19 protein-coding genes and 1 tRNA gene are annotated in these 25804 nt (G+C 59.2%); 13 read left to right on the forward strand and 7 right to left on the reverse strand.

The annotated features are described in order from the left end of the window. The first annotated feature begins 73 nt into the window (after window positions 1-73). The 8 genes from xdhA to ACR0L1_RS03430 all read left to right on the forward strand — a co-directional run bounded on the left by xdhA (window position 74) and on the right by ACR0L1_RS03430 (window position 11364). The gene (xdhA, locus tag ACR0L1_RS03395) at window positions 74-1471 is read left to right on the forward strand and encodes a xanthine dehydrogenase small subunit (protein WP_480857133.1); all 1398 of its coding nucleotides are present in this window, start codon (window positions 74-76) and stop codon (window positions 1469-1471) included. Further along, complete coding sequence (xdhB, locus tag ACR0L1_RS03400) at window positions 1468-3870, forward strand: xanthine dehydrogenase molybdopterin binding subunit (protein ID WP_480857135.1); 2403 nt, start codon at window positions 1468-1470, stop codon at window positions 3868-3870. Before xdhA ends, xdhB begins: the two co-directional genes overlap by 4 nt. After that, on the forward strand, window positions 3870-4805 hold the full coding sequence (gene xdhC, locus ACR0L1_RS03405; RefSeq protein WP_480857137.1) for a xanthine dehydrogenase accessory protein XdhC: 936 nt from the start codon (window positions 3870-3872) through the stop codon (window positions 4803-4805). The genes xdhB and xdhC overlap by 1 nt, the downstream gene beginning before the upstream one ends. Then, entirely contained in the window at window positions 4802-6319 is a 1518-nt protein-coding gene (locus ACR0L1_RS03410; RefSeq protein ID WP_170787403.1) for an ABC transporter ATP-binding protein, read from the forward strand. Before xdhC ends, ACR0L1_RS03410 begins: the two co-directional genes overlap by 4 nt. Window positions 6320-6381: 62 nt before the next feature. Beyond that, window positions 6382-7464 carry an ABC transporter permease gene (locus tag ACR0L1_RS03415; RefSeq protein WP_170788142.1) on the forward strand — a complete coding sequence of 361 codons (1083 nt, stop codon included), beginning with the start codon at window positions 6382-6384 and terminating at the stop codon, window positions 7462-7464. Between the two features lies 1 nt (window position 7465). Beyond that, window positions 7466-8386, forward strand: coding sequence for an ABC transporter permease (locus ACR0L1_RS03420; protein ID WP_170788141.1), 921 nt, complete (start codon window positions 7466-7468; stop codon window positions 8384-8386). A 32-nt stretch (window positions 8387-8418) separates the two neighbouring features. Then, on the forward strand, window positions 8419-9492 hold the full coding sequence (locus tag ACR0L1_RS03425) for a BMP family ABC transporter substrate-binding protein (RefSeq protein WP_170768968.1): 1074 nt from the start codon (window positions 8419-8421) through the stop codon (window positions 9490-9492). Window positions 9493-9609: 117 nt separating this feature from the next. Next, a complete protein-coding gene (locus tag ACR0L1_RS03430) occupies window positions 9610-11364 on the forward strand; it encodes an adenylate/guanylate cyclase domain-containing protein (RefSeq protein WP_480857139.1) in 1755 nt (584 codons plus the stop codon). 27 nt (window positions 11365-11391) lie between these two features. On the opposite strand, the gene ACR0L1_RS03435 is transcribed toward ACR0L1_RS03430, so the two are convergent. Both ACR0L1_RS03435 and ACR0L1_RS03440 read right to left on the reverse strand, forming a co-directional pair. Next, window positions 11392-12624, reverse strand: a complete 1233-nt coding sequence (locus ACR0L1_RS03435; protein WP_480857140.1) for an HlyD family secretion protein — start codon at window positions 12622-12624, stop codon at window positions 11392-11394. A 3-nt stretch (window positions 12625-12627) separates the two neighbouring features. After that, the gene (locus ACR0L1_RS03440) at window positions 12628-12996 is read right to left on the reverse strand and encodes a hypothetical protein (RefSeq protein WP_170769817.1); all 369 of its coding nucleotides are present in this window, start codon (window positions 12994-12996) and stop codon (window positions 12628-12630) included. Between the two features lie 142 nt (window positions 12997-13138). Here ACR0L1_RS03440 and ACR0L1_RS03445 point away from each other — a divergent pair, with 142 nt between their 5' ends. Continuing rightward, entirely contained in the window at window positions 13139-14212 is a 1074-nt protein-coding gene (locus ACR0L1_RS03445; RefSeq protein ID WP_480857142.1) for an NAD(P)/FAD-dependent oxidoreductase, read from the forward strand. Beyond that, entirely contained in the window at window positions 14209-14862 is a 654-nt protein-coding gene (locus ACR0L1_RS03450) for a DUF938 domain-containing protein (protein WP_480857143.1), read from the forward strand. Before ACR0L1_RS03445 ends, ACR0L1_RS03450 begins: the two co-directional genes overlap by 4 nt. 350 nt (window positions 14863-15212) lie before the next feature. Here the strand turns inward: ACR0L1_RS03450 and ACR0L1_RS03455 are convergent, their stop codons facing one another. From ACR0L1_RS03455 to ACR0L1_RS03470, 4 genes are all read right to left on the reverse strand, one after another. Beyond that, window positions 15213-17720: a GcvT family protein gene (locus tag ACR0L1_RS03455; RefSeq protein WP_170768963.1), complete on the reverse strand. Its 2508-nt coding sequence runs from the start codon at window positions 17718-17720 to the stop codon at window positions 15213-15215. Window positions 17721-17857: 137 nt separating this feature from the next. Beyond that, window positions 17858-19255 carry an FAD-binding oxidoreductase gene (locus ACR0L1_RS03460; protein ID WP_170768962.1) on the reverse strand — a complete coding sequence of 466 codons (1398 nt, stop codon included), beginning with the start codon at window positions 19253-19255 and terminating at the stop codon, window positions 17858-17860. A gap of 27 nt (window positions 19256-19282) precedes the next feature. Then, the gene (gene ggt / locus ACR0L1_RS03465) at window positions 19283-21076 is read right to left on the reverse strand and encodes a gamma-glutamyltransferase (RefSeq protein ID WP_480549117.1); all 1794 of its coding nucleotides are present in this window, start codon (window positions 21074-21076) and stop codon (window positions 19283-19285) included. Between the two features lie 45 nt (window positions 21077-21121). Then, window positions 21122-22108 (reverse strand): 2-hydroxyacid dehydrogenase, encoded by a 987-nt coding sequence (locus ACR0L1_RS03470; protein WP_170787414.1) that lies wholly within the window; start codon window positions 22106-22108, stop codon window positions 21122-21124. A gap of 179 nt (window positions 22109-22287) precedes the next feature. Between ACR0L1_RS03470 and ACR0L1_RS03475 the strand changes: the two genes are divergently transcribed. After that, window positions 22288-22767 (forward strand): SH3 domain-containing protein, encoded by a 480-nt coding sequence (locus ACR0L1_RS03475; protein WP_237217912.1) that lies wholly within the window; start codon window positions 22288-22290, stop codon window positions 22765-22767. Between the two features lie 2 nt (window positions 22768-22769). On the opposite strand, the gene ACR0L1_RS03480 is transcribed toward ACR0L1_RS03475, so the two are convergent. Continuing rightward, entirely contained in the window at window positions 22770-23678 is a 909-nt protein-coding gene (locus ACR0L1_RS03480; protein ID WP_480857147.1) for a haloalkane dehalogenase, read from the reverse strand. A 302-nt stretch (window positions 23679-23980) separates the two neighbouring features. On the opposite strand from ACR0L1_RS03480, the gene ACR0L1_RS03485 reads away from it, so the two are divergent. Further along, a tRNA-Gln gene (locus ACR0L1_RS03485) sits at window positions 23981-24055 on the forward strand. Between the two features lie 213 nt (window positions 24056-24268). Beyond that, a complete protein-coding gene (locus ACR0L1_RS03490; RefSeq protein ID WP_480857148.1) occupies window positions 24269-25171 on the forward strand; it encodes a hypothetical protein in 903 nt (300 codons plus the stop codon). Window positions 25172-25804: the final 633 nt, after the last annotated feature.

A 25804-nucleotide genomic window follows, 5' to 3' on the forward strand; every position in this document is an offset into this window, starting at 1 on the left:
CCGCCCCTTTTTCTACGTCGCATCGAAGAAGGGCACCGAAGGGCGCAACCGGGTAAGGCGACGGGTTTCTCGAATGAACATCACGTTTCTTCTGAACGGAGAGACAGTGGAGCTGGCGGACGTCAATCCGACGGCAACTCTGCTGGACTGGCTGCGCGAGGATCGCGGCCTGACCGGCACTAAGGAAGGCTGCAACGAAGGTGACTGCGGGGCCTGCACCGTCATGGTCACGGATGAAGGTTCCAGCAAAGCACTGAATGCCTGCATCCTATTCCTGCCACAACTACACGGCAAAGCCATCCGCACCATCGAGGGCGCAAACGGCCCCGACCAGCAGGCTCACCCCGTGCAACAGGCCATGATCGACCTACACGGTTCACAATGTGGCTTTTGCACCCCCGGCTTTGTCATGTCGATGGTCGCGGGCCACACCAATGGCATCACCGACCACGACACCCAGCTTGCGGGTAATCTCTGCCGTTGCACTGGCTACGCCCCCATCATCCGCGCGGCCCAAGCCGCCGAATCCCAGCCAGTCCCAGCATGGGTTAATGACGACCAATCCTTCTCTTGTTCAAAAATACCTCGGGGGGAGGCCGCGGGCGGGGGGGCGGAGCCCCCCTTGCTCCCCACCTCATCCGACGAACTGGCCGCGATCTATGCACAAAATCCCAACGCCACGCTCATCGCGGGCGCAACCGATGTGGGCCTCTGGGTCACAAAACAACTGCGCGACCTGGATCCGGTCATCTTCCTGAGCCGCTGCGACGACCTGAAAAACATCGCCATCACCAATGACGAAGTCCACATCGGCGCCATGGTCGACATGAACCGCATGTGCGACACGTTGACAGACCTCCATCCCTCTTACACCGAGATGATCCGGCGTTATGCCAGCGTTCAGGTCCGCCACGCCGCAACCGTGGGCGGCAATATCGCCAATGGCTCACCGATCGGAGACAACCCGCCCGCCCTGATCGCATTGGGTGCAACCCTGCATCTGCGCAAAGGCGACACTCGCCGTCAGATCCCGTTGGAAGATTTCTTCATCGACTACGGCAAACAAGACCGCGCGCCCGGAGAATTCGTCGAAGCCGTCAGCTTCCCCCGCCAACCGGACCGGCTGAAAACCTACAAACTCAGCAAACGGTTCGATCAGGACATTTCAGCCGTCTGCGGCTGTTTCAACATCACCGTCACAGACGACACCGTCACCCAGGCGCGGATCGCGTTTGGCGGCATGGCGGGCACTCCGAAGCGGGCCACCCATGTCGAGGCCGCATTGATCGGCAAACCCTGGACCGCTGCGACCATTCAGGCCGCGCTGCCCGCCTTTGCTGACGATTACCAACCACTCACGGATATGCGCGCCTCGGCCACCTATCGTCTGGAAACCGCCAAAGCGATGCTGGAGCGGTATTTCCTTGAAGATCAGGGCGAAGTGACCGACGTACTCAAGGTGACGGCATGAGCGTGACTAAACCCCTCCCCCATGACGCAGCCCCACTGCATGTCGCAGGTGCCGCGCGCTATGTGGATGACATCCCAACGCCCAGGGGCACGCTGCATCTGGCCTTTGGCCTCAGCCCGATTGCCAAAGGCACGATCACCACGATGGACCTGTCGGCAGTAAAAGCCGCCAAGGGTGTGGTGCAAGTGATGACGGCGGATGATCTGCCTTTTGCCAATGATGTCTCGCCCTCGATCCATGATGAGCCGCTGCTGTCGGACGGCACGGTTCATTATATCGGCCAGCCCGTGTTTCTGGTGGTGGCGACCAGCCATCTGGCCGCTCGCAAGGCTGCACGGCTGGGCAAGATTGACTATGCCGAAGACACCCCGATCCTGACCATCGAACAGGCTCTGGCCGCTGACAGCCGGTTCGAGGACGGCCCCCGCATCTATGCCAAGGGCGATGCGGACGTGGCGATCGCGTCGGCCCCCCACGTGATCGAAGGTTCCTTTGAACTCGGCGGGCAGGAACATTTCTATTTGGAAGGCCAGGCCGCTCTGGCCTTGCCGAATGAAGGCGCGGACATGCTGGTCCACAGCTCGACCCAACACCCGACCGAGATTCAGCATAAAGTAGCCGATGCCTTGGGTGTGCCCATGCACGCCGTACGGGTTGAAACTCGCCGCATGGGCGGAGGGTTCGGCGGCAAGGAAAGTCAGGGCAACGCTCTGGCCGTCGCCTGCGCCATCGCCGCCCGCGCCACCGGCAAGGCCTGCAAGATGCGTTATGACCGCGATGATGACATGATCATCACCGGCAAGCGCCACGCCTTCCGCATTGCCTACAAGGCTGGGTTTGATGAGAACGGCCATGTTCAGGGTGTCTCCTTCCACCATTACGTCATCTGTGGCTGGGCGCAGGACCTGTCGCTGCCCGTCGCTGACCGCGCGATGCTGCATTCCGACAATGCCTATCTGCTGCCGAATGCCCGGATTGAAAGCCATCGACTGAAAACCAACACCCAATCCGCCACAGCCTATCGCGGGTTCGGCGGCCCTCAGGGCATGGTCGGGATCGAACGCGTGATGGATCACGCCGCGCACGTGCTTGGGCTGGACCCGGTCGAACTGCGTCGCCGTAACTATTATGAGCCTGCGCATAAGGTGGCCGATCAACCGCTGCACGCGAAACTGCTGGGCCACCCCGACCCACACGAAGACCTGACCAGCCGAGGTGCTGTGGAAACCGGGAATGCCCCCGTTCGCCCCCTACCCGCCGACGGCAACACCACACCTTACGGTATGGAGGTCAGCGATTTCGAACTGCACGGCATGACCGAAGCACTTCTGACATCCAGCGACTATGCCGCCCGTAAGGCCACCATCGCCGAGTGGAACGCGAAGAACGGCGTGATAAAGAAGGGTATCGCCTTCTCGCCGGTCAAATTCGGGATTTCCTTCACGCTGACCCACCTCAATCAGGCGGGAGCGCTGGTGCATGTGTATCAGGACGGCTCGGTTCACCTGAACCATGGCGGCACCGAGATGGGACAGGGCCTGTTCCAGAAAGTCGCGCAGGTGGCCGCGTCGCGGTTCGGTATTCCCCTTGAGATGGTCAAGATCACCGCCACTGACACGGCCAAAGTGCCGAACACGTCAGCCACAGCTGCGTCCTCGGGCAGCGATCTAAACGGGATGGCTGTAAAGGCCGCCTGCGACAAGATCCGTGACCGCATGGCCGATTATCTGGCCGAACGGCACCAGGCTGATCCCACAACCGTATCCTTCGCGGACGGCCACGTGAGTGTGAGCAAGGAACGCTATACCTTCGCCGAAGCCGCTGCTCTGGCCTATCAGGGCCGCATAAGCCTGTCGGCGACTGGCTTCTATAAAACGCCCAAGATCGAGTGGGACCGGATCGCAGGCCGGGGGCGGCCGTTCTTCTACTTCGCCTATGGCGCGTCCGTCACTGAAGTCGCGGTGGACACGCTGACCGGCGAAAACCGTATTCTGCGTACCGATATACTGCATGATGCGGGGGCCTCTCTGAACCCGGCGCTGGATATCGGGCAGGTAGAAGGTGGCTATGTCCAGGGCGCGGGCTGGCTGACGACCGAGGAACTGGTCTGGGACGGAAATGGTAACCTGCGCACGCATGCGCCCTCGACCTACAAAATCCCAGCCTGCTCAGACCGGCCCGATATCTTCAATGTCGCGCTCTGGGATGGCGAGAACCGCGAGGACACGATCTATCGCTCGAAAGCGGTGGGAGAGCCGCCCTTCATGCTGGGTATCTCGGCTTGGCTGGCCCTGTCGAATGCGGTGGCAGCCTGCGGTGACGCTTACCCCGCTTTGGATGCGCCCGCCACTGCCGAAGAGGTCTGGCACGGCGTCCAGCGGATGAAAGGGGGCATCTAATGGGATTTGATCTTGAGGCTTTGAGGGAGGCGGTCAATACCCACGGACGCGTGGTCCGCGTGGTCATCACCGTGATCAAGGGCTCGTCCCCGCGTGAGGTCGGTGCCGCCATGCTGGTCTGGGATGGCGGACAAAGCGGCACAATCGGTGGCGGCACGTTGGAATATCAGGCTGCGCAGGCGGCAAGGTCGCAGGCCGCGCCGGCGCGGCTGACCCATCACGCGCTGGGTCCTGACATGGGTCAATGCTGTGGCGGCGCGGTTTCGCTGCTCAGTGAAGTCTATGATCACAAAGCGGTAAATGCGCTGGACGATACCGTCATCGCGCGATCTCCGACCGGCGGCGACATGCCGTTGTCGGTCAAACGGCTGCTGGCCGAGGCGCGCGGTCAGGGCATTGCGCCCGAGCCACAACTGCTGGACGGCTGGATGGTCGAGCCGGTTCATCAACCAACCCGCAACTTCTGGATTTGGGGTGCGGGTCATGTCGGGCGGGCGCTGGTCGACGTTTTGGCCCCCCTGCCCGATCTGGCGATCACATGGGTCGATACGGGGCCTGAGCGATTTCCCGACAATATTCCTGCGAGCGTCACACCAGTTCCAGCAGCCAAACCTGCCGAGCTTGTCCGCCACGCCCCGCAGGACGCTGAACATCTTGTGCTGACATATTCGCACAATCTGGACCTTGAGCTGTGCAATCGACTGTTGACGCGTGGTTTTGGGTTTGCTGGCTTGATTGGCTCCGCTACGAAATGGGCGCGATTCCGGTCGCGGCTGGCGGCCCTCGGGCATTCCCCCGAACGGATCAGTCGGATCACTTGCCCAATCGGCGACCCCGCCTTGGGCAAACACCCGCAGATGATCGCCGTCGGCGTCGCCGCGCAGCTTCTGCGCCCTGCCCGACAAACCGAGTTGAAGAAGGACCTGAGCGCGTGACCACTCCACTATTAAGTCTGCAAGGGCTAACCAAGGCTTATCCTGGCGTCGTGGCCAATGATCAGGTGTCCTTCGATATCGGCGAAGGCGAAGTACACGCCCTGCTGGGCGAAAACGGCGCAGGCAAGTCCACACTGGTAAAAATGATCTATGGGCTGGTGAAACCCGATAGCGGCACGATGCTGCTGCGCGGCCAGCCGTTCGCCCCGCCCGAACCGCGCGCGGCCCGCGCCGATGGGATCGCGATGGTGTTCCAGCATTTCTCGTTGTTTGACGCGTTGAACGTGGCCGAGAATATCGCATTGGGAATGGAGAACCCGCCGCCCATGGGCGATCTGGCCGCACGTATCCGCGAAGTGTCCGAAACCTATGGCCTGCCGCTGGACCCGTATCGCACGGTGGGCGACCTGTCCGCAGGCGAACGCCAGCGGGTCGAGATCATCCGTTGCCTGCTGCAGGACCCTAAACTGCTGATCATGGACGAGCCAACATCGGTTTTGACCCCACAAGAGGTCGATATCTTGTTTGAAACACTGAACAAATTACGCGCCGAAGGTACCTCGATCCTGTATATCTCGCATAAGCTGGAAGAGATCCGCACGCTGTGCGACCACGCGACAATCCTGCGTCTGGGCAAGAACGTGGGCGAGTGTGTTCCCTCTGAGACCTCGGCGCGGGACATGGCCGAGATGATGGTGGGTTCGACCCTGCAAACACCGGAACGGTCAGGGCGGGATTTTGGCGAAGTTGCTCTGGATGTCAGCGGGCTGTCGGTACCGTCTCCGTCGGAATTCGGTACCGCGCTGCGCAATGTTCACATGACGGTCCGCAAGGGCGAGGTTCTGGGCATCGGCGGCGTCGCAGGCAACGGGCAGGATGAATTGCTGGGGGTGCTGTCGGGCGAAATCCCGACTGCCGCCGATGCGATCAAGTTCAACGGCCAGCCGATTGGCAAGCTGGGCCCCACCGCGCGGCGCAAGCTCGGTGTGCTGACCGCGCCCGAGGAGCGGCTGGGCCACGCCGCAGCGCCTGATATGAGCCTGACGGAAAACGCCTTGCTGACAGGATCCGTCCGCGAAGGGTTGGAAAATAATGGCTTCCTGAAATGGGCCGAGACCAAAAGCTTTGCCGAGAAAATCATCAGCGCCTTTGACGTCCGCACGCCTGGCCCCGAGAACGCGGCGCGGTCTTTGTCGGGTGGGAACCTGCAGAAATTCGTAATTGGGCGTGAGGTGTTGCAAAACCCCGATGTGCTGGTGGTGAACCAGCCCACATGGGGCGTGGATGCCGCCGCCGCAGCCTCCATCCGGCAGGCCATTCTGGATTTGGCGGCAAAGGGGACAGCGGTGATCTGCATTTCGCAGGATCTGGACGAGTTGATGGAGATCTCCGACAGCTTTGCGGCGCTGAACGAAGGCCGCCTGAGTGCGCCGCGAGAAACCACCGGTCTGACGGTCGATGAGATCGGCCTGATGATGGGCGGTGCTCATGGCATGGAGGTGGCGCATGTGTAAGCCGTGGAACCGTCTCCGGCGGCCGTATTTGGAACGAGAAGAAGACCTGGGGGTTTGAGCAGATGATTGTGTTGGAGAAACGGCCTCAGCCGTCGAAAGCGTGGTCATATGCGACCCCTCTGGTCGCGGTGGTGGCAACGATGGTGTTTGGCGGTTTGCTGTTCGCCCTGCTGGGCAAGAACCCGGTCGAAGCCATCGGCACCATATTCTGGGAGCCTCTGTTCGGAGAGTTCGCATTCTACTACCGCCCGCAATTGCTGGTGAAGGGCGCGCCTTTGGTGTTGATCGCCATCGGTTTGTCGCTGGGGTTTCGGGCAGGGATCTGGAACATTGGGGCCGAGGGTCAGTACATCATGGGCGCCATCTTTGGCGCCGGTGCGGGTTTGGCCTTTTACCCGCTGGAGGCGATCTACATCTTTCCTATCATGGTGATTGCGGGCGCGTTCGGGGGCTGGCTGTGGGCGATGATCCCGGCCTTTCTGAAGGTACGTTTTGGCACCAATGAAATCCTCGTGTCGCTGATGCTGGTCTATGTGGCCGAACAGATGCTGGCCTCGGTCTCGCTTGGATTGCTGAAGAACCCCGAAGGATTCGGCTTTCCCGGCTCGCGCAACCTGCAGTCCTATGACAGCGCCCATAATGCCGAGCTGATTGCCGGATCGGGGATGCATTGGGGCGTGGTGACGGCGCTGATTGCAGTGATCTTTGCCTATGTTCTGTTGAACCGACACATGCTGGGCTTTCATATCCGCCTGACGGGCGAGGCCCCGCGTGCAGCTAAATTCGCAGGCGTCAATCCGGCACGGCTGATCCTGTTCTGCCTGGGTCTGTCGGGCATGTTGGCCGGGTTGGCGGGTATGTTCGAGGTGTCCGGCCCTGCCGGTCAGGTCAGCATCGACTTTAACGTGGGCTATGGCTTTACCGCCATCATCGTGGCCTTCCTTGGCCGCCTGCATCCGGTGGGCATTCTGCTGGCCGGCTTCCTGATGGCGCTGACCTATATCGGTGGTGAAATCGCGCAATCCCAACTGGGCTTGCCTGCCGCTGCCATCCAGGTGTTTCAGGGGATGCTTTTGTTCTTCCTGCTGGCCTTTGATCTTCTAACAAACTTCCGCATCCGTGCGGCCCGTAGCGAGGTAGCGTGATATGGACCTTGGTGAAATCAATCCCGTCCTTCTGGTCGCCTCGCTAATGGTGGCCGCAACCCCCCTGCTGCTGGCCGCGATCGGAGAACTGGTCGTTGAAAAAGCAGGAGTTCTGAACCTTGGCGTCGAGGGCATGATGATCGTCGGCGCGATCAGCGGCTTTGCGATTTCGGTCGAGACTGGCTCACCTTGGCTGGGGTTCATCGCATCCGCTATCGGCGGCGCGGTGCTGTCGCTGCTATTCGTTCTGCTGACGCAGGTAGCACTGGCCAATCAGGTGGCCAGCGGCTTGGCTCTGACGCTGTTTGGTCTGGGCTTCAGCGCCCTGTTGGGACAAAGCTATGTGGGGATCAAGCCCCCCAGCATGGGCGACATTCATATCCCGGTGATCAGCGATATTCCGGTGATCGGCCCGATCCTGTTCCAGCATGACCCGATCCTTTATGTAGGCATCGCACTCACGGCCGCCGTCTGGGCCACGCTGAAATACACGCGCGTCGGCCTAATTCTGCGCGCCGTGGGCGAGAACCACGATGCGGCGCATGCGCTTGGCTACAAAGTCATCAAGATCCGCATTATGGCGATCCTGTTCGGCGGGGCCTGTGCCGGGCTGGGCGGAGCCTACATCAGCCTGATCCGCGTGCCGCAATGGACCGAGGGCATGACTGCCGGTGTCGGCTGGATTGCGCTTGCGCTGGTGGTCTTCGCCAGTTGGAAGCCATGGCGCGCCTTGATGGGCGCCTATTTGTTTGGCGGTATCACCGTGTTGCAGCTGAATTTGCAGGCAGCGGGCGTTGCCATTCCGGTCGAGTATCTGGCAATGTCGCCCTACATCATCACGATCCTTGTGCTTGTGATCCTTTCGGCCGACAAGAGCAGCGCACCTGCCGCATTGGGCCGAACCTTCCATGCCTCGCACTAGGGGCCAACTAAAACCAACTTGGAGAGTAACACATGAAATTCACCACTCTACTGACAAGCGCCGCCGTGGCGCTGGGTCTGGCCACGGGGGCCATGGCCGAAGACAAGACCAAGGTCGGCTTTGTCTATGTCGGCCCCGTCGGCGATGGCGGCTGGACATATGAGCATGACAAGGGCCGTCAGGCGGTCGAAAAGCACTTTGGCGACAAGGTCGAGACCGTGTTCGTTGAATCCGTCCCCGAAGGCCCGGATGCTGAACGTGTGATGACCCAGATGGCGCTGGAAGGCGCAGATCTGATCTTTACCACCTCTTTCGGCTACATGGACCCCACCATCAACGTGGCCAAGAAATTCCCGAACGTGAAGTTCGAACACGCGACCGGTTATAAGACCGCCCCGAACGTCTCGGCATATTCGGCGCGTTTCTATGAGGGCCGCGCGGTGCAGGGTCACATCGCGGGCAAAATGACCAAGTCGAACATCATCGGCTATATCGGGTCCTACCCAATCCCCGAAGTGATCCGTGGCATCAACTCGGCCTATATCCACGCCAAGAAGGTGAACCCGGATGTCGAATTCAAGATCGTCTGGGCCTACACTTGGTTCGACCCGGCGAAAGAGGCTGACGCCGCCACCGTTCTGATCGAACAGGGCGCCGACGTGATTCTGCAGCACACCGACTCGACCGCCCCGCAAGCGGCCGCGCAAGAGGCAGGTAATGTTGTCACCTTTGGCCAAGCCTCGGACATGAGCGAATACGCACCCTTCCCGCGTGTTTCGTCGATCATCGACAACTGGGCACCTTACTATATCGCCCGCACGCAGGCCGTCATGGATGGCTCGTGGGAGACCGTAAGCACTTGGGACGGCATCAAAGAAGGCATGGTTGAGATCGGTGAGATTTCCGACGCCGTACCTGCCGACGTAAAGGAAGAGGCGCTGGCCTTGAAAGCCGCGATGGCCGCAGGCGAATACCACCCCTTCACCGGCCCGCTAAAGAAGCAGGACGGCAGCGACTGGCTGGCGGATGGCGAAACCGCTGATGACGGTACGCTGGCGGGCATGAACTTCTACGTCGAAGGGCTGGACGGCGAGATCCCGCAGTAAGCCACGCGTAAATAGCATTAGACAAAGCCCGCCTCGTTTGGCGGGCTTTTTTCTTGTCATGCATTCATGGCGCAAACCGCGTAAGATTGCCCAAGGCACGGCTTGCGAGGGACCGCGATGGAGGATTTTCTGGACGGCAAACGACGTGCCGCCATTCTGGCCATGGATGTGCTGGGCTACGCCCATCTGACCGAAACCGATGAGGTCGGAACCCTGCGCGCTGTACGCCATCTGCGGAACACGATCATCTCGCCCGCGCTGGAACAAAATCAGGGACGATTGGTCAAAACGATGGGCGACGGATTTCTGGCCGAATTCCCGGAGCCTGACACCGCGCTGACCGCTGCGATGCGGATTCAGACCGAGGCCGCAGCGCAGGCTCGGCAGCAGCCGCCAGACGCGCGCATCCTGCTGCGCATTGGGGCGCATCTTGGGGATGTGTTCGTTGACGATCAGGACATTCTGGGCGACGGCGTCAATATTGCCGCCCGATTGGAAGGCCTTTGCCACGCCGGGGGGCTGGCCGCCTCGCAGGCATTTGTCGATGCGCTGCCGCCGGGCAAAACAAAAGACCTGACACATGATGGCCAACATCAGCTCAAGAACATTTCGCGCCCTCTGACCGTGTTTCGCTGGCAGGCCGAGGGGACGTCGCCCGCGCTGTCCCAACCCGTAATCCGAACAGGTCCACCGACCCTTGCGGTCTTGCCTTTCCAGAACCACTCCCCCGATCCTGAACATGCCTTTTTCGCCGAAGGGCTGGCCGAAGACATCATCTCAGGCCTGCAACAGATGGGCCGGGTGCCGGTTGTCTCGGGCGCGTCCAGCCTGTCCCTGAACCCAGAACTGAGCGTCGAAGACGCCGCACGGGTTTTGGGGGCGCAGTATCTTGTGACTGGAACATTGCGCCGGTCGGGCCCTCGGGTGCGGGTGACGGTGGAATATATCGAGGGAACAACCGGGCTTGCCCTCTGGTCCGAGAAATACGACCGGCCGTTCGAAGATGTGTTCGAGATTCAGGACGACATCACCTTGCGTGTCGTCACCGCATTGGACACCGAGCTAGTCGAGGGAGAGATCGACCGCATTCGCCGTAAACGCCCCGACCATCTGGGGGCGTGGGAAAGGTACCTGCGGGGGATGTCGGGACTTAGAAAGCCGGGGCTGGAAGATTTGCAAGCGGCACAGGTTGAGTTTCAGGCCGCCGTGGCACTGGATGAAGACTATGGTGATGCCTGGGCGGGGATGGGATGGGCCTATCTAAAGGAATATGGGTTTGGAGCGTCCGAGCGTTCAAAGGACGTGTTGGCCAAGGGTGTGGCCGCTGCGCAAAAGGGGTTGGAGCTAGCCAATAAATCTCCATTTGCGCACTATGTGATGTCGACAGCCTATGTCTGGCAGGGAGAGAAGGCGTTAAGCCTGAAGGAATTGGAATACGCGATCCGCCTGAACCCCTTTTTTACACGCGCTAAACTGGCCTATTTCAACCGGTCCGAACTTGCCGATCCCAGTATCGGCCCCCAGGCAGCCGAGGAAATCCGCAAGGCTTTGGCCTTGTCTCCGCGGGAACCGGACCGGGGGTTCTATTTCTGGGCAATTGCCCGGATGTATTTGGTTGCGGGTGAAAATATCGAAGCGTTGGACTGGGCAGATCGCGCCGTCAATGTGCGCCCCAACGATCCCAACATGCTGTATCGCCGCGCCATCTGCCTTGCCGCCTTGGACCGCGTGGATGAAGCACAGGAGGCTCTGGCCGCTTGCGAAGGCCTGTCCGAGGGCTATGTCGACCGGATGCGGGACTGGCGGCCCTACGACGACGCCCGTAACGACAAGGTTTTTGCGGGGCTGCACCGCAACGGTCTGGCCGGATAACGTGCACCCGGCCAGACCAAGTTGAAATCAGTGCCCGCTCAGCACCAACGTATTCACCGGCATCAGGATCAACCGCAGGCGCAAGCCCGCCGCATGAACCACTCCAATTGTATCAACCACGTGCAAGAACGCCGCGTGCCAGAAGCCGAGGTCCTCATGTTCCAGCCGTTCATGATTGCTGGTATAGACATTCGCCAAACAGTTGCTGCCCGGAGGAATGTCGTCAGCCATCCCTTTATACAACGGCTCCATATAGACCAGAATGGACCCCGGATTTGTATTGGTCTGCACATCGCGCAGTTCATCCGAAGGGCGGAGTTGCCCTGATGGGATCACGTCCTGCACATCGACCACAACCATAGGAATGACCGTAAAAGGCTTGGTCATGCAGCCCAGTTCGCCCACCATGCCCGGCTTGATTACCTGGGCCGCCATCTGGTTGAACGCCGCCTGAAACCGGTCATGACCCGAATGCGACGGCACCAGAATTCCCGCAGGCCGCAGCAAAGGGCTGACAAAATCGCCAACTTGCAGGCCGAATTGTTCGATCCGGCCCGTCACGCCCGCGGCAACCACTGTCTTGTCCAGCTCGGTCAGGGCGGCGTCCAGTTGCGCATTTGCACTGGCCAGCTGCGCCGGGATCAGCTCTTCGATCTGTTGCACAACCGCAGCCCGTTGCGCCTCGGCCGCCACCAGCTTGGCTTCGCGTTCGGCGACGATGTTTTCCAGCCGGTCGATCTCGGCCAGACGCACGGCGCTGGATCCCTCGTCGCGCAGCGTGGTGTTGCGCTCAAGGTCTTCAATCGCCTGATCCAATGAGGCTTTGGCACCCGCAATCCCGGCGGTTGCTTCGGCCAGGTCTGTCTCGGCCACTTTCAACGAGGCCTGAACCTGCGCGATCTGCGCATGAGCAGCCTCGACCATCGCCGTTTGGGTAAAATCCTCCATTCGGAAGATCGGCTGACCTGCGACCACCTGCTGGTTGTTAGTCACATAGACCTCGGACACGCGCCCTCCCAGTTGCGGCAGGATCGTCACGGTGCGGAAATACGACGCTGCCGTCCGGCTGGCCGGGTGAAAGTAAAACAGCGTCGTGATCACCGTCAGTGCCAGAATGGCACAGGTCGTCAGCCCCCAGCGCAGCTCGTACCACATGGTGAACAGCGTAATTTCATGGCCTATCCGTTTGCCCTGCACGTAACGACGGAACAGAAAATCAGGCAGCACCGTGATCAGTGCACACATCAGTGTTTCAAGCATGCCTTATTGCTCCTGATGTTCCGCCCGAGGAGGCGTGGCTGGGTCTTGCGCTTGCGGACCCAACGATCGGATCGCATCTGCGATGGCCCGCAAAGGGGCACCAATGTCAGGGAACTGGAATCCGGCAACCAGAATGGCAGCAATCCAAAACAGACCATTATGAGTAAACAGCGCAAGAAGCGCTAGAATACCAACCAGTTGGAACTGGGGATGGTTGGATTCATGTGCGATTTTTTCTGGGATCGAATGCAGGGTGAAATATCCCACCCCAATCAAAATGATCACTCCAACCGTGAAAATGAACATAAACGTTAAAAGAAAGTCGCTGCCATCGGCCTGGGTCACGTAGGACGGTATATGTCCCGTGGCCATCGGGTGTAAGTTATCGCCAGTCACCCTATCCTCCTATATCAATGGGGCATTCTTTGTATGGGTTGAGGTGCAATTTCAACCCTGCTTGTAGATCGGCAGCAAACCTTGTGTACTTCGCCCCGCACACTGCGAAGAGAGGGATATGATAGATTTCCTAGTCATCGGTGGCGGTATCGCCGGGCTCAGCGCTGGCGCGCGCCTGTCAGCCCATGGACGGGTTGTGGTTTTGGAGGCCGAAGACGCCCTGGGCTATCACGCGTCGGGGCGTTCAGCTGCACTATTTGAAGAAAATTACGGCCCAGAGACTGTCGTTGCCTTGAACCGGGCCAGCGCCAGCTTTCTGAAGACCGACAAGGGTGGTTATCTGACACCGCGTGGCCTGATGCTGGTGGGTCGAGCAGATCAAGCCCTGCAAATGTCCAATGATACCGCATCCTTGAACATGCATCCCATATCAATCGCCGAAGCTGTAAATCGAATCCCAATCCTCAACGCTGACGCCGTTCGCTTTGCAGCAATCAGCGACGCCGCGTTCGACATCGATACCGACCGTCTTATGCAGAGCTTTGCACAAGCGATCCGACGCAATGGCGGAGACATTCTGACGAAATCCCGCGTCACCGCGCTGCGCCGGGATCGAAACTGGATTGTCGAGGCCAACGGCAGCTTTGAAGCTCGCGTAATTGTCAACGCAGCCGGGCCGTGGGTGGACCAGGTCGCGGCATTAGCAGGGATCAAACCGATCGGGATATCTCCACTACGTCGATCGATGGCGCGTCTTCCCGCGCCGGGCGGTCATGATTTGCGAGATTGGCCAATGCTGCTGGGTGCTGGGGAAAGCTGGTACGCAAAGCCCGATGCTGGGAAATTGATCGTCTCGCCATCCGAGGCTGACTTGGTACCACCGCAAGACGCTTATGCCGACGACTTGGTCTTGGCGGAAGGGCTTGCGCGCTATGAAGAAATGGTGACCGAAGCCGTCACGCGGGTCGAGACAAACTGGGCGGGGCTACGCAGTTTTGCGCCTGATGGGACGCTGGTTCTGGGACCGGACCCGATCGAACCCAATTTTATCTGGTCGGCTGGCCAGGGTGGCTACGGGTTTCAAACGGCGGCGGCCGCGTCTAAAATAGTTGCCGACTTGGCAATCGGCGCACCGCCCGAACTAGACGCGGAAATTGTGAACGCCCTTAAACCCGACAGGCTGCGACAATGAGCAAACGAACCCTTCCTCCTAACGCCAGCGTTGCAACTCAGGTCGAGGGCGCCCGAATGGTCGCGCCTGCTGCGACCCGCAATGCAGATGTGCTCTGCGATCTGCTGGCGCAATGGGCCCCTGACAGCGGGAACGCATTGGAAATTGCCAGCGGGACAGGCCAGCATGTGAGCGCCTTTGCCCAGCGCCTGCCCGGCCTGACCTGGCACCCGACTGAGATCGACCCCGACCGCCGCGCCAGCATCAATACATACACGGTCGAGCAAGAGAACATCAAAGTCGCCGCCACTCTGGACGCCACGGCGGAGGGATGGCATCGAGAATTTGGCGGCAAGGATCTTATCGTCCTGATTAATCTGACCCATCTTATCAGCTGGGTTGAAACCTGCACGATTCTAACTGAGGTTTCAAAGGCGCTGGAGCCTAAAGGGCGATTTATCCTATACGGTCCTTTCATGCGCGCGGGCAAATTGACCAGCGATGGTGATCAACGGTTTCACCAGGCCCTGGTCCAACAAGACCCCGAGATCGGCTATAAGAATGACTCCGAAATTGCCGCGTATTTGCAGGCCCGAGGTCTAACGATTCTCAAAATATTAGAGATGCCCGCAAACAATATCGCTTTCATTGCGGAAAACTCGGGCACTTGATGAGAATAAGTTCTCTGCCAAGGATGGGCCCTATCCAATCCATCTTCGGAAACCACGTAATATTTCTCCCCAGAGATGCGCCACGAAAACCTGCTTAAGCAGGTTTGCCTCCGGCGGAGGTATTTTTGAACAGAAGAAGTAACGGGTCGTTAACTCTGATGAGCAATAGTGATTTTGCGGTACAGGCGGAGGCGCCGTTGGCCGTAACAGGAGAAGGCCCCCCTAGCCAAAAGCAGGGGGCTGGATCATGTCACCAGCCCCCGCTTCTTCTGTTTGAAAATACCTCCGCCGGAGGCATGGGCCGCCTTAGGCGGCCCATTTTGGAGCCCCGCCTAAAGCTAAGCTCAGAATCAACCGTCTTTACGGATCGTTTCGTTCTTAGGATCATAGGGGCTGTCACAAGTCACAACCGCATCCCACAGCTTGTCCTGAATTTTGACTTGTAGCTTGGTGCCTTCAACTGCCAGCTCGGGGGGCACATAGCCCATGCCGATCGATTTCTCGAAGGCCACCGAATACCCGCCCGAGGTCAAACGACCCACGCGCGCGCCTTCCGGCGTATAGAGCGCTTCGCGACCCCACGGGTCAGCATCGTCTGGTCCGTCGATCAGCAGTGTGCAGCACTTTACGCGCACACCGGTCTCTTCCAGCTTGGTTTTGCCGTAGAAGTCTTTCGACAGGTCGACAAAGCGCGGCAGATCGGCCTCGAGGGGGGTCGCGTCGCGGCCCAGTTCGGTGCCGAAGGCGCGATAGGATTTCTCCTGACGCAGCCAGTTCTGCGCACGGGCACCAACCAGCTTCATACCGTGTTTCTCACCAGCCTTTTCCAACAGATCGAACAAATAGTTCTGCATTTCGATCGGGTGGTGCAGTTCCCAACCCAGCTCACCGGTATAGGCCACACGGATGGCGTTCACGGGGCACATGCCCAGTTCGATCTGACGGGCCGACAGCCATGGGAAGCGCTTGTTGGACAGTGCGGTTTCCGGATCGGCGTCTTTGATGACCGCTTTCAGGACATCACGCGACTTGGGTCCGGCGATGGCGAAGACACCCCACTGAGTGGTCACATCCTGTATCTCGATATACCCAAACTCCTCCATCTTGTCCTCGGCCGCTTTTCGCAGATAGTCCGCGTCATACTCGGTCCAGGCACCTGCGGAGACGATGTAGTAGTGATTCTCGCCATTGCGGACGATGGTGTATTCAGTGCGGGTGGTCCCATGCGAGGTCAGCGCGTAGGTCAGGTTGATGCGACCGACCTTGGGCAGCTTGTTACAGGTGAACCAATCCAGAAACTGGGTCGCGCCGGGGCCTTTGACGACATGCTTGGTGAAGGCCGACGCGTCGATCAGGCCAACGCCTTCGCGGATCGCTTTGGCCTCTTCCACAGCGTGTTTCCACCAACCACCGCGACGGAAGCTGCGGCTTTCCTTGTCGAAATTATCCGGCGCATCGACGGGCCCAAAATAGTTCGGACGTTCCCAGCCGTTCACCCAGCCGAATTGTGCGCCACGCGCTTTCTGGCGGTCATAGGCCGGAACAGTACGCAGCGGACGGCAGGCTTCGCGCTCTTCGTCGGGGTGGTGCAGGATGTAGACGTGCTCGTAGCATTCTTCGTTCTTGCGCGCCGCGAATTCGGTGGTCATCCAGTTCGACGAATACCGTTTGGGGTCCAGCGAGGCCATGTCGATCTCGGCTTCACCGTCAACCATCATCTGCGCCAGATAATAGCCGGTGCCGCCTGCGGCAGTGATCCCGAACGAGAAGCCCTCGGCCAGCCACATGTTGCGCAGGCCCGGAGCGGGGCCAACCAGCGGGTTGCCATCAGGCGTATAGCAGATCGGGCCGTTGAAATCGTCTTTCAGGCCGGATTCGGCGCAAGAGGGTACACGCTCGGCCATCGCCATGTACTGGTCGGCAATCCGGTCGATATCCAGCGGGAACAGGTCCGCGCGGAAGCTGTCCGGCACACCATATTCGAACTGTGCGGGCGCGCCGTGTTCGTAGATGCCCAGAATCCAGCCGCCACGTTCCTCGCGCGCATAAGACTCGTTGTCGGCGTCACGGACGACGGGATGCTCGGGGTTGCCTGCTTCGCGCCATTTGACCAGTTCGGGATCTTTGTCCATGACGATGAAGGTGTGCTCGACCGGGATGGCGGGCATCTTGATACCCAGCATTTTGGCGGTGCGCTGTGCGTGGTTGCCCGAGGCGGTCACGACATGCTCGGCTGTGATGACAACCTGCTCGTCCGACGGCACCAGGTTGCCGCCCTTTTCGACCATCTTGGTGCAGGTGACTTCCCAATGAGTGCCGTTCCAGTGGAACGCGTCAGCCTGCATCTTGCGCACAATATCAACACCGCGCTGACGGGCACCTTTGGCCATCGCTTGTGTCACGTCGGCCGGGTTAATGTAGCCATCTTCGGTGTGATAAATCGCACCTTTCAGATCGCCGGTTTCGATCAGCGGCCAGCGTTCCTTGATCTGCTCGGGTGTGAGCCACTCATAGGCCACATCGCAGGTCTCGGCGGTCGAGGCATAAAGCATGTATTCGTCCATACGCTCTTGCGTCTGCGCCATGCGCAGGTTGCCAACTACGGCAAAGCCAGCATTCAAGCCAGTCTCTTCCTCAAGTGTCTTGTAGAAATCGACCGAGTATTTGTGGATGTGGGTTGTCGCGTAGGACATGTTGAACAGTGGCAGCAGGCCAGCCGCGTGCCAAGTGGAGCCCGAGGTCAGCTCGTCACGTTCGATCAGCATCACATCGTCCCAGCCTGCCTTGGCAAGGTGGTATGCAATCGAGGTCCCGACGGCACCACCGCCAACGACCAGTGCTTTGACTTGGGTTTTCATTCGCCCGTTCTCCGGATTGAGTCTAATTTGCAAGGTTTATGCCCAAGCCCGAGGCCTAAGCGCCAAGTCCAGCCGACGCAAAAAAGTGCAAAACCGACTTTTGGCGCCAGCAATCGCTCAAATGGCAGTGAAAGCCGCTACAGGATCTTGCCGGGGTTCATGATATTGTCCGGGTCGAGCGCCACCTTGATCGCCGCCATATAGCGGGTTGCGTCCCCCAGCTCCTTGATCAGATAGGGGCGTTTGCCCTGCCCTATTCCATGCTCGCCGGTGCAGGTGCCGTCCATCGAAATGGCCAATTCATTCAACCAGCCGACAAACTGATCGGCATTGGCCACCTCGTCGGCGTTTTCCATATCGATCAGCAACAAGGTATGGAAATTCCCGTCCCCGACATGGCCGACCATAGGCGCGATCAACCCAAGTTCCTCTGCCTTGTTTTGTGTGGCGGTGACACATTCGGCCAAACGCGAAATGGGCACGCAAACATCGGTTGAAATCCCGCGTGCATCCGGACGCAGCTGCAGACAAGCCCAATAGATGTCGTGCCGCGCCTGCCACAGCTTACTGCGTTCCTCAGTGGTCGAGGTTGCCGCAAAATCGGTACCGCCGAATTCTTCGGCAATCTGACCGAAGGTTTCTGCCTGCTCGATCGCGCCGTTTTCCGAGCCATGGAATTCGAGCAAAAGAAGTGGCGTTTCGGGCAATGTCAGATTGGAATAGGCATTGGCCGCCTTTACCGACATTTCGTCCAGCAACTCGATCCGGGCCACGGGAACGCCGTATTGGATGGTCATCATCACCGCCTGGCAAGCCGCATCCACGGTTGGAAAGGAACAGCGCGCCGAAGAAATCGCCTCGGGGATGCCTTGCAGCCGCAAAGTGATTTCCGTGATGACCCCTAGCGTCCCCTCGGCCCCTATCAACAACCGCGTTAGGTCGTACCCGGCCGAGGATTTCTTGGCCCGTTGCCCGGTGCGAATGATCCGCCCGTCCGGCATCACCGCCTCGAGGCTGAGGACATTGTCCTTCATCGTGCCATAGCGCACTGCATTCGTCCCTGAAGCCCGCGTTGACGCCATCCCCCCTAATGAGGCATTGGCGCCGGGGTCGATGGGGAAGAACAACCCCTGATCGCGAAGATGCGTGTTCAGATCCTCACGCGTGACGCCGGGCTGCACGACACAGTCCAGATCACTGGCATTCACGGTCAGAACCTTGTTCATCTGGGTCAGGTCGACCGAGATACCTCCGGCCGGCGCATTGACATGCCCCTCGAGCGAGGTGCCGGTGCCAAAAGCGATCACCGGCACTTTATGCGTGGCGCAGGTTTTGACAATCTCGGACACTTCTGCAGTGGTCTGAGGAAACACCACAGCATCCGGGGACTGGTTTTCAATCCACGTCGTCGTGTGCCCATGCTGTTCCCGAATGGCTTGGCCGGTTTGCAGGCGGTCGCCGAATTTCTGCTTTAGAACGCCTATGACCGTTTCGATCCCAGCCTCGTTCCGAGGCAAAGCGACTGCCTGCACCATACTGTTCCTCCCCCCCTGATCGCCGGGCTATTCGCCCAGCGCAATTCCTTCGCGACGTGGATCTGCGCCGCCGATCAGGACATCCCCGATCTCAATCGCGTGCAGGCCCGAGGTCAGATCCCGTGGATTGACCTCATACCCAAGCGCAGTCAACTGATCTGCATACCCTTCGGCCGCTGTTCCCAGCTCAACATCATAAGTTCCGAACCGGTTGACCAGATGAGGCAGGGACAGGGCCTGCTGCACGTCCATATCCCAATCCGCCCACGCGATGATCGACTTGGCCACATAGCCAATGATCCGGCTGCCGCCCGGAGAGCCAATAGCCAGAACAGGCGCGCCGTCCTGCATCACGATTGTCGGGCTCATCGACGAACGCGGGCGCTTGCCGGGTTCCAACCGGTTGGCAATTGGCACGCCATCGCGATGCGTCTTGAATGAGAAATCGGTCAATTCGTTGTTCAGCAGAAACCCGTTGGACATCAATCGAGAGCCAAAGCCGTTCTCGATCGTGGTCGTCATGGACAGGACGTTGCCATATTGATCGACAATCGAGATATGCGAGGTCGACGGCAATTCCAGAGATTCATCATCCGCCCAGTTTGATGCATGATCGAAGGCCGGGTTGCCCGGCGCCACGTCGATCAAGGCTTCGCTCTCATTCAACAGACCGCCACGCTCGGACAGATAAGACGGGTCAACAAGCCCGTTGGTCGGCATCGGGACAAAGTCGTGATCAGCCATGTACCGCCCCCGGTCGGCAAAAGCCAAGCGCGAGGCATCGCCGATCAGCCGCCAGCTTTGAACATCTTCCGGTCCCATGGCCGCCAGATCATAACCATCCAGCATGCCCAAAATCTGCCCAACTGTCAGCGCGCCCGAAGAGGGCGGCCCCATGCCGCAGATCTCGTAGACACGATAGGCGGCACAGACCGGCTCGCGCTCGATCACCTGATACAGGGCCAGGTCAATGCCCGATAGCACACCGGGGTTTCCTTCCGCCCCACGCACCGTGCTGACGATCCCCGCTGCGATCTCGCCACCGTAGAACCCTGCCGCGCCTTCGCTGGCCAAAGTGCGCAGTGTTTCCGCATAGTCGGGGTTCATCAGGCGCTGACCCTGCTCTAACGGCTTGCCATCCGGCAGGAAATATTCCGCCGTCACAGGGAAGCGTGACAACCGTTCTGCGTCCTTTTCGACCAGCCCCGCCAGTCGTGGAGAAACCAGAAATCCGTCCTCGGCCAGCGCAATCCCATCCGCAAACAGGCTGGGCCACGGGCTTCGACCCCAGCGGCGATGCGCCTCTTCTAACAGGGCTGGCGTTCCCGGTGTTCCAACGGACAGTCCCCCGACTACAGCATCGAAGAATTTCAGGGGTTCGCCATTTTCGTCGTGGAACAGCCGGTGAGTGGCCTCAAGCGGGGCTGTCTCGCGCCCGTCCAGCGTGGTCATCTTGCCAGTCGCGGCATCATACCAGACCAGAAACGCGCCACCGCCCAGACCAGAGGATTGCGGCTCGACCAGGCCTAGCACCACCTGAACCGCGACCATCGCATCCGCAGCCGACCCCCCTGCCCGCAGCACCTTGGCCCCGGCCTCAACCGCCAACGGGTTGGCCGCTGCAACCATCCAGTTCTGCGCAGTGACCGGCTTGCCCTCCATCTTCGCCTCAAGCGCGGCAATGACCTCGGCGGTCAGGCCTTGAACCTGGCCTACGGACCCGCCTTCGGGCGAAACCGCGTCGGCAGCCTCCTGCGCGAAAACCGGTGACGCAAAGGCCAAAGCCGACAGGAACAAGCCGGAAATCAGACGTCGTTTCATAGTATCCTCCTGAAAAATTGATACCCGGCCAGTCGGCCGTGCCGATTAAAGCATGGCAGGAACCACCTGATCCGGTGGGCGGTGCCCATCTTCGAATGTTTTGATATTAATGATAACTTTTTCGCCCATCTCGATCCGACCCTCCAGCGTGGCGGACCCCATATGGGGCAACAGAACCACGTTGGGCAACTGTCGCAATCGCGGGTTCACGTCGGTGCCGTGTTCGTAGACGTCCAGACCTGCCCCTGCGATCTCACCAGCGCGGATCTGCCGGGTCAGCGCGTTTTCGTCTATCACCTCGCCCCGCGAGGTATTCACGATCACGGCCGAGGGTTTCATCAACTTCAGCCGCCGCGCGTTCATCAGGTGAAAAGTCGAGGGCGTGGACGGACAGTTGATCGAAATCACGTCCATACGCGCAACCATCTGGTCCAGGCTTTCCCAATAGGTCGCCTCAAGCGCCTGTTCCGTCTCAGCGCGCAGCCTGCGGCGATTGTGATAATGCACCTGCATTCCAAAAGCGCTGGCGCGACGCGCCACGGCCTGACCGATCCGGCCCATGCCAAGAATACCCAGCCGACGTCCGCCGATCCGGCCACCCAGTAAGGCGGTCGGAGCCCAGCCTTCCCACTCGCCCTTTTGCATGGTTGTCAGGCCTTCGGGGATACGACGGGTCACGGCGAGGATCAGCGCCATCGTCATATCCGCCGTGTCATCGGTCAGCACACCGGGCGTGTTGGAGACAAGAATGCCCCGCTGACGCGCGGTGGCCACATCAATATTATCGACGCCAGCGCCATAGTTCGCGATCAGCCGCAGGTTTTCACCCGCCTGCCCCAGCACCCCGCCATCAATCGTATCGGTAACGGTGGGAACCAGAACATCCGCCGTTTTGACCGCTGCGACCAGCTCATCTCGCGTCATTGGGGCGTCATCGTCGCGCAGCTTTACATCGAACAATTCGCTCAACCGCGTTTCCACCGCCTCGGGCAACCGTCGCGTTACGACAACACTCAGACGTTCTCTTGGCACCTGTGCACTCCCACTGCTTTGCAAACCTGCGCGCGCCATGTCATCGTGGCGCAGGAAAAGGCGGGGCACAAGAACCCCATGGCATTGAACCAAGCTTTTTTCGCAACAAGATCAACAGGCACAAGAGCAGGCAGTCCGTGAGAGGTTTTCTACCCCAAAAGCGCCGTTTAGCGTCGGTGTTGAGCGTTTTTCTGATCTGGACCGGAGGTCTGGCCGCCAGCGCGCAGGACAAGCGCGGTCCGGTCACGAATCTGCCGCTGCCACGCTATGTCTCGATGAAGGCGGCCGAGGGCAATGTGCGGCGCGGGCCCTCCCTGACTCATCGAATCGACTGGGTGTTCAAGCGGCGCGGCATGCCGCTGCAAATCACCGCCGAATATGGCAACTGGCGCAGGGTCCAGGACCGTGACGGCGCTGGAGGCTGGGTGCACTACGCCCTGTTGTCCGGTGCGCGCACCGTTCTGATCGAAACGGATATGTTGCCGGTCTATGCCAACCCCAGTTCCAGCGCTCAGATCAGCGCGCAATTCGAATCCGGCGTAGTTGCGCGCCTGGGCAGCTGCACATTGGACTGGTGCCATGTCTCGGCCGGAGGACACCGTGGCTGGACGCAGAAATCCAACCTCTGGGGCGTCGACCCCGAAGAAGTTCGGGAATAGCGTCAGGACGTTCGGGCGATGAAATCGCAGGTCAGATCGACCAGTTCCGCCCCGACATCTTCCTGCAGAAAATGACCGGCGTCCGGCAGGATTGTGTGGGGCTGCCCCTTGGCCCCCGGACAGAGCCGCTGAAACACCGTATCTATCCCAGCCATGACCTTGTCATCCGCCCCAAAAGCCGTCAACACCGGGGTCTGCAAAGTGCGGATAAGAGCCCAGGCTTTTCTGTTTGGCTCAGCCTCAGGATCGTCCTGCGATGCTGGCACCAACATCGGGAATTGCCGCGCCCCGGCCTTATAGCTTTCGTCCGGGAATGGCGCGTCATAGGCGGCAATCGTGTCGTCTAACATCGGCTTTTGCGTACCGCCTTTCAAGATCCCCCCCGCCGGGAACACGGGAACCTCCTGGCTGAATTTACGCCAGTTTTCGAATGCCTCTCCCATCGGCTGATCGCCGGTAGGCAGGGCCGTGTTGGCAACCACGATACGGGCAAAGCGGTCCGGCATCTCGGCCCAAAGGCGCAATCCGATCAACCCGCCCCAATCCTGACAGACCAGAGTGATATTCGTCAGATCCACCCCGCGCAGCCAGTCCCCCATCCACGACACGTGGCGCGCATAGGTGTAATCCGAGCGCTCGGTCGGTTTGTCAGACCGACCAAACCCGACCAAATCCGGCGCAACCGCCCGATGTCCGCGCGCGACAAAGCCCTTGATCATGTGACGATAGAGGAAAGACCAGCTTGGTTCGCCATGCATCATCAGAACAGGGTTGGCGTCCGCTGGACCTTCGTCCACATGGTGGACCCGAAGTTCTCCGCCTTCGGTATCATCGACCATCGAATAATGCGGTTCGAAATCGTAACCTTCCAGAGATTGGAACCGCTCGTCCGGCGTGCGTAGAAACTTCATTTCCGGTCTATCCTTTTGCAATTTCACTGGCCTGGCCGAGTGCCAGTCTTCGCGATCCCGGCGCGCCAATACCCCCTGGGAAACTTACCGCAGAATCGTACCGACGACATCTACTTGAAACAAGCAACCTGCGCCGCCGACGTTTTCTTGGTAAACCGCGAAATGACCGGCACGGAAAAGCAACTCAAAGCTATGTTTCCAGCGGTTACATATCTTGGCAAATTTTTTTTTGACTGCGTTCATATTTTTGCGGGAAAGGGCTTGAACCCCCCAAACAACAATCGTAGATAGCGCCTCACCGTTGGGGTGTAGCCAAGTGGTAAGGCAGCGGTTTTTGGTACCGTGTATCGTAGGTTCGAATCCTACCACCCCAGCCAGATCATCAGAACATGGAACGACTGTAGGCTCTTGGGGCGAAACCCTCCGAGAAATGCCCCTGTGGTTTCGGTGTTCTGACGCCCTCTGACCTCTCCTCTAGCGGGGGTTCTATGGGGGTGGGGAATAGGTATAAGTAATGAATAGAAACCGGAGGATAGAGAGACCTGAGTATCCTCGTTCCTGATTATAATACATAGAGGGAGGAGGAGGTTATGGGGGAGATAGAGGACCCGTGGCACTCGCGGCCAATCGACGTTCACCGCTGGTCGGATCACCTAGAGGTCGCCGCCTTGGTCGACCGCATCTGGGACGACTATCTGCCGAGTGATAAGACTTCCGGACCGAAGCCGAAGACTGCTTTCAGACATCAACTCCGGGTGCTGGTTCTGGACCTTTATGTCGCTTGGCTGGAAGACCCGGAACTGTCTATCGGCGTCTCCATGTCCTCGAACTACTGGGACACGTCTTCCCGCTATAACGCGATCCATATATCCAAGAAGATCATCCCGATCATTCACACTCTAATCGAAGCAGGACTATTGGATGTTGCCAAGGGCAGCTACTCGGGTCCTCTGGCTCGGGGTAACAGAACGACGAGGATACGAGCCTCTGAGGTGATGCAAGGATGGTTCGCCGAAGTGGCATTCCGACGAGATGACGTTGGTCGGGTCGAAGGTGAAGAAATCATCATTCTCAGAGGGGATAGTGCTGAGTCACTGGTCGAGTACGAGGATACCGACGAGATCATCAGAATGCGGGCTGAGCTTGAGCGCTATAACCAAGTCATCGCTGATGCTTTCATTGACATCCCTGTTTTGGAAGAGCCGAAGGTCGATGATGTCACCACCGATCATCATCATAAGTTCACCCGCCGGATATTCAGTCGCTCTGACTTCAACCTGAATGGGCGCTTTCATGGCGGCTGGTGGCAGCAGATTAACAGTGACTGGAGGTCGAAGATCTTCATAAATGATACGCCAGTCGTCGAAGTGGACTTTCGCAGTCTCCATGTCTCCCTCCTCAGTCTGGAGGCAGGGAGGTGGTGCCGTTCTAATCATTGGTGGTGTTTTCGAAAATTCTCAAAGCTTCGACGAGAACCAAAGTGGCGGTTGTAAGGTTGTCATACTGGTCCTCCAAGCCCCAAGCCCATTTTTTTCCCATGAAATAGGTTGTTGCGAAAACAATAAGCTATCAGCAGGAGCATGTTTAACTTGTCAGTGTCGGAAGCCGTGTTTTCTAGCAGAGCATCGCTAATTTCATTCCGAATTAGGGTGTCCCTGCCAGCCATAGTACTGAACAGCCGGTTAGTTTGGTGTCCGTTCCTGTATCTTTCCACGAAGTAATCAAAGGCTGGCTGGAACTCCCGAAACTGCTCGCGAGACGGTGCGGCCCGCTCTGCGAACTGCCTGATACTGGTTCGGTTTGCATTGAATCTCAGTGCTTTAAACTCAAATATTCCCCAAACAGTGGAAAAGTACATAACTGCTGCTTTGACGCCACCATCTAGTGTGAGGAAACCCGGATAGCTCTGGTCAATTCCTTGCTCGACTAGAGATCTAAAATCACTCGGGGACGCCGGAATCCTAGTGCTCAATCCTTGCCAACCGATGATTGTAATCAGCTTTTTGGCGAAGCCCGAGAAACTGGGGCGGTTTCGGGGGCATTTTGGCCGATAGAGGGGCCGCTGACGGGGTAAGCTTACGAGACCGCTAGAGGACCTTCACTGGCGCTGAGACGACCGCTGACGA

This window comes from Ruegeria sp. J8, assembly GCF_056531925.1.